A 13,794-nucleotide genomic window follows, 5' to 3' on the forward strand; every position below is an offset into this window, starting at 1 on the left:
AAGGATAATTTGTGAGAGTTTTACCTAAAAAAAAGAAAAAATTAAGGTATAAACCGTTAATTTTTTTGTCGTTAAATTTTTCTTTGCTTAGTTTTGTTGCTTGCAAAATTGATGTTAGCACATCAGAAAGAGCTCAAGAAGATAAGAAATTAAGCTCAACTGAGGTCAAAAACTATATCGAAAACGCTTTTGTTGAAACAATTTTAAGTGAGAATGTTTTCAAATTTGCTAGTTCTAATCTAGCAAAAGAATTTGAAAACACTAACTCTGAATTTTTTAAAAAAGCAAAAAATGCCTTTGATTTTTACCAAAAATACCAAAATAGTCTTGATCCAACCTTTTCTTTAAAGCTAATTTCAGAATTACAAAGCAAAAACGCACTTTCAAGCAATGATTTTTCCATTCTTTCTGCTCAAGTTGGTTATAACAAGCTCTTTAATGATCAAGGTTTTATAATTTTGTATAAAAATTTTGCTACTGGAATTGCGCAGGTTGTCAATAGAATGCTTTTAGTAAAACTTTATCTTACCCAACTTGATCAACCTAATTTAATTAAAGAATCCCAAATTTACAAAGATGGAATTTCGAGTCAAGCTTCGTTTACAACAAAGCAAATTTTCGAAAATATTGATCCAAGTTCGCCGGATTTTTTCTTAATTCATCTAATGTTAACGAAAAATCCGGTTCAAATTTGACAATTTGAATCAGAAGATCAAAGTAGCATCAGTACTTTTTCGCAATTGAAAATCAAAGATGCTAATTCCTTTAATAATCTTTTACGAAGCGAAAAAATTAATTCAAAATCGACAAGAAAAGAACAAGAATTTGAAAAACTAGCAAAAAATGATACCCTTGATACATCAGTTTTGCTTGGCTATTCTGGAATTTTATACCGCCAAGATGCGAATTTAGGCGATCTTAGTTTTCAATTTGAAGATCTAAAAATTCAAGGCGAAATAAAATCAGGGTTTTTAGATCCACAAACTAATCTAATCTGGTCTTCGGAGCAAATTAAAAATTTTGAGCTAATCAATCAAGCAAAAATGTTTCCCTTAGAATTCAAATCAGACTTTGATTATAAAAAAACCAAAGACCAGGTGCAAGTTTCCGACTTTGAAATTAAAAAACACACTAACATTTCTGGTATTAGTTATAAAATTAAAAACGTAATTCCAACTCGAGACAATGATGCTAATCATTATTCAGTTAGTGTTATTGTAGAAATTAGTTTAAATTCTGCTAAGTATTTTTATAAAGTCGATGTAAAATGGGATGAGAAAAAAGCGTATTATAGTCCAGAAATAAAAAAAGAAGGAGAAAATCTTCCAAAAATTGCTGGTGGAATTCCAAGTACTTTAGCTGATTTATCAAAAATTTCCGTTAAATACGTTAACAAATTAGCGCCATTATATGATAAAATTATTGAAAATTCTAATACAAAACAAGTATATTTTTCACTTGATAATACCCCTTGAAACACTGAAGACCAAAAAACAAAACTAGCCTATTCTCTATATTTGGCTGACGAAACCGGAATTTACCGGGATGCTAAAAACTTTTTTGAATCAATTGGCTATAAAATCGAGCTAAAAGATAAAGTTATAAAAACCGAATAAAAAAATTTAAATGGAAATAAAATAAAAAATTATGGAAAATACCACTTTATTTTTGGATATAATCGCAAAAAAATCACCAGCTACTATTATCTACGAAGACGAAAAAGTGATTGCTTTTCTTGATAAATTCCCAGTGTCACCTGGCCATTTTTTAGTTGTTCCCAAAAATTATTCGCGAAATTTATTTGAAATTAAAGAGGAAGATTTTATTTACACAATCAAAAAAGCCCGTGAATTAGCGCTTGAACAAGTCAAAAAGTTAAGCGCTTCAAGTTTTCGCCTATTAGTAAATAATGAAAAAGAAGCCAACCAAACAATTTTTCACACTCATATTCACATTATTCCGTTTTATAAAAAAGCTTAAAAAAAAACAAAAAACAGCATTTTCATGCTTTTTAAAAAAATTGATAAATTTATAGGGTTTTTATTTGCTATTCTAAATATGCTTTATATATTTCATCAACCAAATTATAATTGCGAGTTTTTAGCGCAATTCCACTTGTCATATGCGAGGTTAGTCCGAATTGATCGTAAAAAAGCGAATATGCTTTGCCATCTGTAGTTAATATTGTTCGATTTATAAATGCAAGCGAACCATCAGCGTTAAAAATGCCGCTTCCTGATGCCCCTGGCCCATTTGTGGCAAAAAAATTAGCGGCAATTAATTTAGGATTTTCCGAATCAGTTCGAAAATTAATGCCTTTAAAAACATTTTTTGAAGTAAAATTTTGTGCCCAAAATAAACCAATTTTTGTTGTATAATCAAAATCTTCTGATTCTCATGATTTATCAGAAATTTTAAGAGGCTCAAATTTTGAAATTTTTCCTCAGTATTTTTTAAATTCATTAAAATCCGCTACAAAATTCTCAAATTTCCCATCTTTTAGTGATTGAATTGAATTCAAAAATTCCTTTTTGCTTTTGTAGTATGCTATTAAATCTTCGACATCTTTAATGAATTTTGCATAATTAAAATAAAAAATTCCAACATCTAAGCCAAAATTTTCAAAATCTTTTTTTTCTTTAAAATAATTAGCGTATAAATTTTTCATATAACTATCTAATTCAGGGATTTTCAAACGAGCGGAATTATTCATAAGTTTTTTATTATCATATAACCATTTGCTTTCTCAAAGTCTGAAAAGAATGCGATTATCAAGCTCTTTGAATTTAAATTCATCATAATATTGCATAAATTTTATAAGTTTTGCGTTAAGTTGGTTAGTATAAACCTTTTTATTCATTAATTTCCAAAAGGGGAAAGTTGAATCACCAATAACGTGTTTGTTAGTTAAAAAAGCTGCTTTTTCAGAATTTGCGTTTAAAAATACAGCTGTCCCTGCTGCAAAACGGATATTTCTTGTAAAAATATCAGCATATCTTGTATCTTCAGGCTGATCAGATTTAAAACCAAACCAAGGTAAATTATAATAATTTGAAACTTTATGAGGGTTAAAATAGGAAAAATAATTTTTTTTTGCTTCGATATTATCAATTAAATTGGCGCTTATTTTTTTTAACAAATATATATTTAAATTTTCATTTTTTTGCCCTAAAAAAGCATTTTCATTTTCTTTTTTCACAACATTTTCCCAATTTTTTAGTTGATATTGGAAATAAGTTGGGGTCTTAACAACATTTTTCGCTTCGTTTTTGCTAAAATCACTTTCGCTCACTTTTTCTAATGCATCAGTATCAATTTTTAGTGAATTTTTATTAACTTTAGCAAAATCAAAACTAGCTTCTTCAGTTGAATTATTTGCAGATTCAGGCTTAAAATGGTTGTTTGCACTTTTATTTTCTGTTTTTTCTGCTTTATTTTCGCTATTTATTAAATCAAGTTTTTGGTTATTTTTTTCAACTGTACTTACTTTTGGTCCTTCGGCTAAACCCAATTTATTTTCATTTTTGGCAGTTTCTTCATTTTTTATTTCAGTAGTGTTTTTTTTAGTTTGGCTAGTTTCGATTCTAGATGTGCAACTTAAAGCCAAAAAAGGACTCATAGTACTTAAAACAAGAAAGTATTTTGCGATTTTTTTCATAATAAGCCTCATTTTTTGCTTTAAAAAAATATAAATTTTTTACTTTTTTAAATTTTAATTACATTAAATTTAAAAAAACATAATCAAAATTATAACAAAAAATAAGCAAACTTCTTGGCTAAATTGGAAAAATAAGTTAGAAATTTATATTCTAATTTATTTAGACATTTATTACTATTCTTTATTTTAGATATGTTTTGTAAATCTCATCAACTAGGTTATAATCCTTAGTTCTTAGTGTAACACCAGATGACATATGCGAGGTTAGTCCGAATTGATCGTAAAAATAAGGCCCTATACTACTTACGCCTAAAATTGCTTTGTTTAAAAACGCAAGGGAACCATCAGCGTTAAAAATCCCGCTTCCTGATGCCCCCAGTCCGTTTGCAGCAAAAAATTTTGGTGTAATTACAGCAGAATTCTGTGGATTTTTCGGATCTTGAGGGTCAGGTGTAAAATAAACTCCTTTAAAAATATTTTTTGAAATAAAATTTTGTGCCCAAAATAAACCAATTTTTGTTGTATAATCAAAATTATCAAGTTCTCATATTTTATCAGAAATTTTGAGTTTGTCAAATTTTGAAATTTTTTCTCAGTATTTTTTAAATTCATTAAAACTTGATATAAAATTATCAAGTGTTTCTCCCGTTGGTAGTTCAAATGAATTCAAAAATTCTTGCCCTTTGTCTTTAAAGTGTTTTATTAAATCTTCAATATTTTTAATGAATTTTGCATAATTAAAATAAAAAACCGCAATATCTAAATTATTATTTTTAAAATCCTTATTTTCTTCAAAATAATTATCATACAAATTTTCCATGTACTTATCTAACTCGTCGATTTTGCCTCAAGCGGGATTATACGGAAAATGTTTATCATCATACCATTTAATTTCTCAGAGTTTAAAAAGAATACGATTATCAAGTTCTTTAATTTTAGAATCATCATAGTATCGCATAAATTTTATATAACGAGGATTGATTTGGTCATTCTGGTCTTTTTTATTCATTAGTTTTCAAAAAGTTATATGTGAATCACCAATAACGTGTTTATTAGTTAAAAAAGCTGCTTTTTCAGAATTAGCGTTTAAAAATACAGCTGTCCCTGCGCCAAAACGGATATTTCTTGTAAAAATATTAGCATATTTTACATTCTCTAGCAAATCGGATTTAAACCCAAATCAAGGGAGTTTATAGAAACTAGACCCCCCCCCCCAAGATAAATTAAAATATGTATAAGGATTTTCTCGTGCTTTAATATCACTAACTAAATTAGGCGCTATATTTTTTAGCACATAAATATTTAGGTTTTCACTTTCTTGCCCTAAAAAAGTATTTTCATTCTCTTTTTTAATAATATTTCCCCAATTTTCAAGCTGATATTTATTATAAGTTGGAGGTATTGGGTTTAACGAGTTTTTGTCAGTTTGACTTGGGCTAAATTTTTTAAAATCGGTTTGACTAACTTGTGATAAAGAATCAGTATTAATTTTTAGCGAATTTTGATTTGCTTTAGTAAAATCCAAACTAGATTTTTTAGCGGAATTACTTGCAGTTTCAAGAGGAAAATCGTTTTTTGTGGTTTTCTTATCTTCTTTATTTTGGCTATTTAGCTCAGTTTTTTGGTCGTTTTTTTTAGTTTGGTTTGTTTTTGGGTTTTCATTTAAACTCAATTTATTTTCATTTTTGGCAGTTTCTTCATTTTTTATTTCAGTAGTGTTTTTTTTAGTTTGGCTAGTTTCGATTCTAGATGTGCAACTTAAAGCCAAAAAAGGACTCATAGTACTTAAAACAAGAAAGTATTTTGCGATTTTTTTCATATTAATTTCTTTTTGCCTTTAAATTTTTTTTGGGTTTTTAAATTTTTTTTATATATTATATATATTACATATTATAATTTTTCTATTTTAAAATCTAGCTGAAATTATAGCAGAAAAGGAGTTAACATGTTAATTAAAAGTTCGCGGAAGCTTGGATTCTTCGCCGCTTTATCAATGTTAGTTGGTTCGGTAGTTGGAATTGGGATTTTCTTTAAAAATAATAGTGTCGCAAATATAACTGAGCATAACGGTTATGCTTGGCTTTTTGCTTGAATTATCGGCGGATTAATTTCACTTTTTGCTGCAATTAATTTTTCTGAAATTAGCTTTTTAAAACAAACAAAATTAAACGGGCTTGCAAATTGAGCCTACCAAAGCGCTGGGAAAAAAGCAGGTTATTTAGTTTTGTTTAGTTATAGTTTTTATTATTTAGGAATATTAGCGCTAATTTTAGGGATTTTTTCCTCTGAGATTACAGTTTGGTTTATCCAAACTGCATCAGGGTCAGAAATTTTCTTACCTTTTTATTTACATTTACTAATTGGCGCAGTTTTTGTTGTTTTTTTTACAACACTTAATTATATATCGGTAAAAGTTTCAGGATATTTTGCGCTTGTTTCAACAATTTTGAAATTTATTCCGTTAGTTTTTGCTGTTTTTGCTGGCATTTTGTTTCCAAACACTTATAATGCAGCCGGATCTAATACTTTTTTAAATCCAGAAAAAAGCTTTAACTTTTCCAAATTGATTCTTGCTTTGCCAGCGGTTTTATTTGCCTATGATTCGTTTTTATCTGTTGGCTCAATTCATAACAAAGTAGAAAACGCAAATAAAAGGGTTCCACTAATTATAACAGTTGGAATGATAATAATTGTAATTGTCTATACTTTAATTGGTTTGTCTTCTGCTTTGCATAATAAAGGCACAATAAATGATTTAATTCAGGACGTTTTTCCAAAAAGCGCCGAAAGATCAATTAGCATTTTTGTTGCATTTTTCTTATTAGTTTCTACATATGGTGTTACAAATTCGCTTAATGCCGCTTTTGTTAATCAAATTACTGATTTAGTTAAATTAAACGCAATTGTTGGTTCGGCTAGTTTAAAGAAAAAATTTAACGTGGAAAAAGTAACGATTTTTTACCTTTTTTCGATTTTATTTTTTTGGTCATTAATTGTTTATATACCCTCAATTGCAATTCCTTTCCCAAAATCTGATAATTCTGGACACGGTTTTGGTACAGACGTTCTTGTTGATGCGATGTCTAATTTTCCGTCGCTAATCTTTTTCGGTGTTTATATGACAATTATTATTGCTTATTCGCGAAAAAAAAATCAACTTGTTGACAAATCAAAGCAAATTAATAAGTATTTATTCTGAATTGCAGCGGTAATTTCTTCTGTTTTAATTTTTACCACAATAATCGCTTTTATTTATACACAAATTCAGGCGGTTGCTAATGATATAAATTCAAGTTCTGGCGCGGGTCTTTTTGCAGCTAATGGGCTAATTTTAACTAATCTTGGAAATTTTTTAATATTTATTTTCCATTTGTTTATTTTTATCGCATTTTCTTTTATTAATTCTTATTTAATAAAAATAGTCGATAAAATCGATATTTTTAATAATTTTGAACAACGAGAAATTGAAATTTCGGAAATTATGCTAGACGAAATTTCAAATTCTAAACTAAATAATTAAATTTTTTGTCTTAGTTTTTAATCTAGTTTAAAATACTTAATTAAAATTTAAATAAGCGCTTTAATTTAGCGCTTATTTTATAAAATAAAATAATTGATAAAAACTTTGGTTTTTTAGTAAAAAACGGAGGAAAGAATGTAAATTGTTTTCTTTTTTTGCTTTATTTACTTTTGCTAATACAAATTTTTAGATTGCTAATGAAACCAAACCAAGAAAAACCCCGGCTAAACTTGGACCGATAATCGGGGTTCAGGCATAATTTAGACCAAAAATTTCTTTTCAATTTTTAACATTTGAAAATTCATGCCTTTTTTTCAAAATTAGCACTACAAAAAGAAAATATACTAATCTTGGTCCTAAATCTCGAGCTGGATTAATTGCATAACCAGTGGAAGACCCTAGCGAAAGTCCAATTGAGAGCACAACAAGCGCGATAATAAGGGCTTGGAATGTTGAAAATGTTGACCCTAAAAGAAAAATTCCCGCAAGCAAAACAATAGTACCAATAAATTCGTATAAAAAATTAGTAAGATATGATTTTGTATAAACCGGAATTGTATGATGGCAAGATGCAATAATTTTGGCTTTTGTTTCCTTTATATGAGTTCAGTTTATTATATTTAAAAGCAACTGGCCAACAATTGCGCCGAAAATTTCAAAAGGAATAAGAGCTAATAATTCTACATTTTTTTGATTTATTGCAAAAAAAATCGAAACAGCCGGATTTAAATGAGCAACTGAGTTATTAGGGCTAATTCCATTTGCGATAATAATTCCTAAAAGCACACTAAGGGCTCAACCAAGCGTGATTATAATTCATTTTCCTGATTGATTTGCAAACATTTTGCTTGCATTTACACTGTAATTTACACCATTTCCAAGTAAAATTAGCGTTGTAGTGCCAAGAAATTCTGATAAAAAAATAAGACTTTGCATGTAATTTTTCCTTTAGTTTATTTAATATCTTTTTTTCAGTTCAGTGTTTTCCGAACCGCTAAATCCCAATTTGTAGTTAATCGCTTTGCTACAAATTGATTAAATTTTGGATAAAATTTTTTCTCAATTTCCAAAATTTGTTCTAATTCACTAATAGATTTCCAAAATTTTGCAAACAAACCTGCAAGAAAAGCTGCGCCCATAGCTGTGGTTTCGGTATTTTTTGGTCTTGTAATTTCTAATTGGGAAATTGAGGATTGAAATTGCATTAGAAAATCATTTTTAGAAACCCCACCATCAACTTTCATCACGCTAATTTTATGTCCCAAATCCGCTTCCATTGCTTTAATTAAATCATTTGACTGAAAAGCGATTGACTCAAGAGCCGCTTTAATAATATCTTCTTTTTTTGAACTCCTTTCAAGACCAAAAATTGCTCCACGCGAATACGAATCTCAATAAGGAGCGCCAAGCCCGGTAAACGAAGGCACAAAAATTAGACTATGATTATCAGTTGAGATTTTTGTGCTTAAAAAATCATTTTCATATAAATTTTTACTTATACCAAGTCCATCGCGAAGTCATTGAATGGCGGCCCCGGCAACAAATACAGAGCCTTCAAGGGCGTATTGAACGGGATTGTTGCCAATTTGTCAGGCAATCGTCGTTAGTAAATTATTTTTTGAATAAATTAGTTTCTCTCCTGTATTTAAAAGGGTGAAACAACCCGTTCCGTAAGTATTTTTTACCATCCCAATTTCAGTGCAGAGCTGCCCAAATAAAGCCGCTTGCTGATCGCCTATTACAGCAAAAATTGGTACTTTTGCCTTTTCATTATTTGCTCATAAATTTGGTTCGACAATTCCATAATCTGCAGCCGAAGGTAGTACTTTTGGTAGAATTTCCTGTGGAATTTCTAATAAATCAAGGATTTTTTTGTCTCATTTTTTCGTTTGTATATTAAATAACATTGTCCGCGAGGCGTTAGAAACATCAGTTGCATGCACTTTTCCGTTAGTTAATTTTCAAACAAGTCAAGTGTCAATAGTTCCGGCTAAAAGGTTGTTAGCAGCAAAAACTTTCTTTGCTTTAGGGACATTTTTTAAAATTCAGCTGATTTTTGTTGCGCTAAAATAAGGATTAATTATTAAACCGGTTATCTCTTTTATATAATTTTCATAACCTTTTTGTCTTAATTGCTCACAAAATTCACTAGTGCGGCGATCTTGTCAGACAATTGCATTATAAACTGGTTCGCCAGTTGATTTATCCCATAAAACAACAGTTTCGCGTTGATTTGTAATACCAAGAGCAACAAAATTAGTGGCTTTTAAATCAGCCTTTGCCTTAGCAGTTTGCATTGTATAAATTTGGGTATTTCAAATTTCATTAGCATCATGTTCAACCCACCCTGATCGAGGAAAATGTTGACTAAATTCTTTTTGAACAAAGGCGATAATCTCACCTTTTTTATCAAAAATTAAACTTCGACAAGAACTAGTTCCTGAATCAAGTGCGATTACAAATTTTTTATTATTATTTTCGCCCATAATCAAACACCCTTCCATTTTTTAAATATATAAAAATTATATAATACTGGTTTACAAACTATAAAAAAAGCAAAAATTTATATTATTAAAAATTTTATGAAAATAAAATTTTAATTTTTTAACAAAAACCAGATTTTTTAATATTTTTTTATATAAATAATTTTTTTTATATAAATAATTTATAATTTCAGTTTTTTGTTATAATTTAAAAATTGGTAAACAGGGGTGTCCAATTTTTGGGCTGAGAAAAACTCTTATTAGCTGGTCTAGGTAATTCTAGCGTAGCGAGTTTGTCATTTTTCTTAAATAAATCGTCATAAAGCGCCTTAGTTTACTGATTTTTAAAGGGAAAACTGATTTATGATGGTGTGAATAAATAATTTTAATTTAAAAAAGACAAAAAAATTTAGAAAAATTATTTTTTTGTCTTTTTTTATGGCTAGTTCTATACTTTTTGTTGCAGCAGGATGTGAAAACAAAATGGCAAAAACTGCAAATAAAATAAATGATCTTGAAAAAAATTGAGATCAAAAAGTAAATCTTGGTTTAGGACAAAGTTGGTTTGCAGTAAAATCAAAAGATCCTGACCGAGTTGCTAAATTTTTAAAAAATTTAAAAACCGAATTTAACAAATTAAAAAATGCAAATTCTAAAACAAGGAATTTGCCTGATGTTGATTTTGATTTTGTTGGAATTGAAGATTCCAAAACAAAAATCAGCCAACTAAAATCGTCGAATAATTCCCATACAGCAATTGATTTTGCAATTTCTGATGCAATAACAACAATAGAAGAAGACCCTGAAAAAGAACTTTATAATGGTCTTCAGACTTTAACTTGAGCTTTTAAAAATAGTTTAGACAATCCAATTTTTTACAAAGATGGCTCTAAAAACGATCCTTTGCGTAAATCAGCAAAACAATTAGACAACCTTTTTAACAAAATTCCTTACAATGAGTGGTCAAATAAAAAAAACGATCCCCAAAAATGGGATGGAATTGCTTACCGATTTTTATATGATGAGATAAACCCAAAGCGATTAATTTCATACTATCGGGGCATGATTATGATTGCTGGTGATGAAAATGTTCGCAATGAAATAAAAAAAGCCTGAGATGAAAAAGATTGAGAAAAATTCCGTAATTTTGGAATTATTCACGGAAAATTAACTTCAGCTGGAAAATTCAAAATGCAAAATTTTATTATTAAAAAGCATTTTAAAAACAACTTAAAGGCAAGAACTATTAATGAAGACAGAAAAAATCACCCCGATAAATATTTACAAGCAGAAGGATCTGTAATTGGCCAGGATCCAAAATATAAAATTGCCTTCGATGATGAAGCTTCTTTTGCCTGAACTGAAAGTACAAAAGATGGAAAACAGTATACTTTAAATAAAAAAGATGGAAAAATTGAGATTTTTATCCTAACAAATCCAGCTTCATATGATATTGGTTCGTTCCGCCCAGGTTTTAATAGAATTCAAGCCAATATGATTTCAGAGGCTTTTGTCAATCTTGCTAAAAACGGAAGGGACACTTACGGTCAAAATGTTGGTTATAATGGTTATAGAAAAATAAATCAAACCGACCCTGAATTCCGTAGAATATATGAAAAATCAAAGTAAAAATTTATGTATTAGTTTTAAAAATTTTTCTTATAGTCATAGTAAAAAAGCTAAAAATTTAGTTAGCAATCTTAATTTTAAACTTTGTAGCGGTGATATTTTGTTTATAATTGGTCCAAGCGGGGTAGGAAAAACATCCTTTTTTCTTGCGCTTTTTCAAGATATTTTTGTAACAGGGCAATTAATTTGGCAAGGCAAAAATTTACTAAAAGAGAAAAAAGCTGTGAAAAAAAAGTTTGCAAAATCAATAGGGTTTTTAAGCCAGATTCCAACTTCTATTAGTTTTCAAAGTGTTTATACAAATTTAGCAAAAAGTTTGGCAACTTATAAAAATTTTTTCTACAGTTTATTTGCAATACCAACAAAAAAACAACGCTTACAAATTTGTCAAATTCTTACCCGACTTGGATTATATGAAAAAATTTATACGATTTTTCAAGATTTATCAGGTGGCCAGCAGCAACGAGTTGAGGTTGCAAAACTTATGTTGCAAAAACCAAAAATTATCCTTGCAGATGAGCCAATTTCAGCGCTTGATCCAAAAACTGCAACAAAAATTATTGATTTAATTATTGAATTTGGAAAAAAAAATAATTCAATTACATTAATTATATCTCATGATATTTTTTTGCTAAAAAATTATAATGAAAAAATTTTGCTAATCAATGAAGGCCAAGGTCGATTTTTTAATTCGTTTTCAGAAATTGATAAAAATGAGATTGATTCCATTTTTGGCAAGGAAAATAGTGAATAATTTAGCTCAAAAAAACCAAAATAAGAACCTCAAAAGAACAAAAATTGTACTTTTTTCAATTTTTATAGTGCTGTTTATTATTTCCTTTTATTCAATTTTTTCAAAAATTAACACAAATGGCTGAAAAGTTTTTCAAAGAAATCTAGGCGATTTATTTAGATTTTCAAATATTCACCCTTATTATAGTGATTCTCTTTTTAATTTAAGCTTTGAATTTTTATGAATTACGATAAAATATACATTATCTGGGACTTTTTTTGGGACAATTTTTGCATTTATTACAGCATTTCTTAGCTCGCAGTTTATCAAGAATAAGTTTTTACAAATTATTATCTGATGAGTTATTATAATTTTAAAATGCTTCCCAATTCCTTTTGTAATTGATCCATTTCGCTTAATTTTCGCTCCTAAATTAGCAGCTTTTTTAATTATTTTTTGATTTACCTGAATTTGACTACACCGTTATTTTTATTCTTTTTTAAATTCTCTTGATTTAAACAGTTATAAAAAAGTTACTATGAAAGGCCAAAATCGATTTTTTGCCTTTAAAAATGAAATTCTACCTTTTGTAGTTAATAAATTTTTTGCTCTTTTTTTGTTTAGTTTCGAGGCAAATGTTCGTTGGACAACTATTATTTCTGCAACTGGGTTAATGGGAATCGGCACACTAATCAATGATGGGCTGCAAAATTCTGCACTGGGTTGAAGAATCGTTGGAATTCCACTATTAGTTCTTTTATTTTTTTCTTTAATTCTCGAGTTTTTAGCTATATTTTTTAACAAATTTATTTTATATAAAAAATCTATTGGAATTCAACAAAAAAATCTAATTACCTTATGAATAAAGACCAATTATGACCGTGTTTTAAAGGTTTGTTTTGTAATTTTTGTACTAATTTTAACGATTGTTAGCCTTAATGATATTAAAAATTGGGCAATAAACACTTATCAGCTTAACCGATTTTTTAATTCATTATTTGTATTTGACTCAGGTGTTTTTATTCTTGGAAAACTAGATAATCCGATTTACATGATTTTTGATCTTTTTGCTCAAATTATAGTTTGTGTTTCGATAATTTCGCTTGCTTCAATTTTTATGGCGATTATGTCTAATGAAAAATTGAATCATTTTTCAAAATGAATAATTTATAAGTTTTTCTTAAATCTTTTTCGCATAACACCAGCAATTATTATTTTTTATCTTTTTCTTAGCTTTACAATTCGCCCAATTTTATGAGCGGCAATTTTGGTAGGATTTAATAATGGAATAATGCTGGCAAAAAAGCTAAATGAAACAATAAATTCAATTGATTGACAAAAATATAAACTTTTAAGATTATCACAATGAAGCAAAACAAAAACAATATTTCACTATGTTTTACCTTCAATTTCTAAAGAATACTTTAAATATTTAACCGTTGAAATTTCAAATTCAGTGCATGATTTGTTATTTTATGGAATTTTTGGCGGTTCTTTGTTAGGTTTAAAAATTTCAACGCTTTCACAAACCGGAATCGCAGGGGATAGACCGGGGTTTTTCACATATTCCTGAATTGCCTGGTTTTTAATTTTAATTATAGAAATAACTATAATTACAATAGAGAAAGCTTATTTTAAAAAATTTTTATACTTTAGTAAAAAGATTTCAAATTTAATACTAAAAAAATTTGCAGGAAAAAAGGTTTTTTAATTTTTTAATTATACAAATTTTTGTGTTTTTATATATTTAAAAAAAGAAAAGTAACCAATT

The 13,794-nt window shown here is 28.2% G+C and carries 10 protein-coding genes and 1 riboswitch; of the genes, 6 read left to right on the forward strand and 4 right to left on the reverse strand.

The features are described from left to right. The first annotated feature begins 11 nt into the window (after positions 1-11). Both MYF_RS01260 and hinT read left to right on the forward strand, forming a co-directional pair. On the forward strand, positions 12-1,616 hold the full coding sequence (locus tag MYF_RS01260) for a HinT-interacting membrane complex lipoprotein P60 (protein ID WP_002557683.1): 1,605 nt from the start codon (positions 12-14) through the stop codon (positions 1,614-1,616). Positions 1,617-1,647: 31 nt separating this feature from the next. Further along, positions 1,648-1,980 (forward strand): histidine triad protein HinT, encoded by a 333-nt coding sequence (hinT, locus tag MYF_RS01265; protein ID WP_002557684.1) that lies wholly within the window; start codon positions 1,648-1,650, stop codon positions 1,978-1,980. 67 nt (positions 1,981-2,047) lie between these two features. On the opposite strand, the gene MYF_RS01270 is transcribed toward hinT, so the two are convergent. Both MYF_RS01270 and MYF_RS03310 read right to left on the reverse strand, forming a co-directional pair. Then, the gene (locus tag MYF_RS01270; protein ID WP_039387558.1) at positions 2,048-3,658 is read right to left on the reverse strand and encodes an Mhp366/Mhp367 family surface (lipo)protein; all 1,611 of its coding nucleotides are present in this window, start codon (positions 3,656-3,658) and stop codon (positions 2,048-2,050) included. Positions 3,659-3,839: 181 nt separating this feature from the next. Further along, positions 3,840-5,477, reverse strand: a complete 1,638-nt coding sequence (locus MYF_RS03310; protein ID WP_039387561.1) for an Mhp366/Mhp367 family surface (lipo)protein — start codon at positions 5,475-5,477, stop codon at positions 3,840-3,842. A 126-nt stretch (positions 5,478-5,603) separates the two neighbouring features. On the opposite strand from MYF_RS03310, the gene MYF_RS01280 reads away from it, so the two are divergent. Then, a complete protein-coding gene (locus tag MYF_RS01280; protein ID WP_039387562.1) occupies positions 5,604-7,178 on the forward strand; it encodes an APC family permease in 1,575 nt (524 codons plus the stop codon). Positions 7,179-7,364: 186 nt separating this feature from the next. Here the strand turns inward: MYF_RS01280 and MYF_RS01285 are convergent, their stop codons facing one another. Both MYF_RS01285 and glpK read right to left on the reverse strand, forming a co-directional pair. Further along, complete coding sequence (locus tag MYF_RS01285; RefSeq protein WP_002557689.1) at positions 7,365-8,114, reverse strand: MIP/aquaporin family protein; 750 nt, start codon at positions 8,112-8,114, stop codon at positions 7,365-7,367. Positions 8,115-8,131: 17 nt separating this feature from the next. Beyond that, complete coding sequence (glpK, locus tag MYF_RS01290; protein WP_039387564.1) at positions 8,132-9,664, reverse strand: glycerol kinase GlpK; 1,533 nt, start codon at positions 9,662-9,664, stop codon at positions 8,132-8,134. 211 nt (positions 9,665-9,875) lie between these two features. Next, positions 9,876-9,969, forward strand: a riboswitch (TPP riboswitch). Between the two features lie 130 nt (positions 9,970-10,099). Between glpK and cypl the strand changes: the two genes are divergently transcribed. The 3 genes from cypl to MYF_RS01305 are packed head-to-tail and all read left to right on the forward strand — an operon-like array spanning position 10,100 to position 13,734. Continuing rightward, positions 10,100-11,290 (forward strand): ABC transporter thiamine pyrophosphate-binding lipoprotein p37/Cypl, encoded by a 1,191-nt coding sequence (gene cypl, locus MYF_RS01295; protein WP_002557691.1) that lies wholly within the window; start codon positions 10,100-10,102, stop codon positions 11,288-11,290. Further along, the gene (locus tag MYF_RS01300) at positions 11,274-12,044 is read left to right on the forward strand and encodes an ATP-binding cassette domain-containing protein (RefSeq protein WP_002557692.1); all 771 of its coding nucleotides are present in this window, start codon (positions 11,274-11,276) and stop codon (positions 12,042-12,044) included. Before cypl ends, MYF_RS01300 begins: the two co-directional genes overlap by 17 nt. Further along, positions 12,022-13,734, forward strand: coding sequence for an ABC transporter permease subunit (locus MYF_RS01305; RefSeq protein WP_039387760.1), 1,713 nt, complete (start codon positions 12,022-12,024; stop codon positions 13,732-13,734). Before MYF_RS01300 ends, MYF_RS01305 begins: the two co-directional genes overlap by 23 nt. Positions 13,735-13,794: the final 60 nt, after the last annotated feature.

Origin of the sequence: Mesomycoplasma flocculare ATCC 27399 (assembly GCF_000815065.1) — a bacterium.
Taxonomy (GTDB): domain Bacteria; phylum Bacillota_I; class Bacilli_A; order Mycoplasmatales; family Metamycoplasmataceae; genus Mesomycoplasma; species Mesomycoplasma flocculare.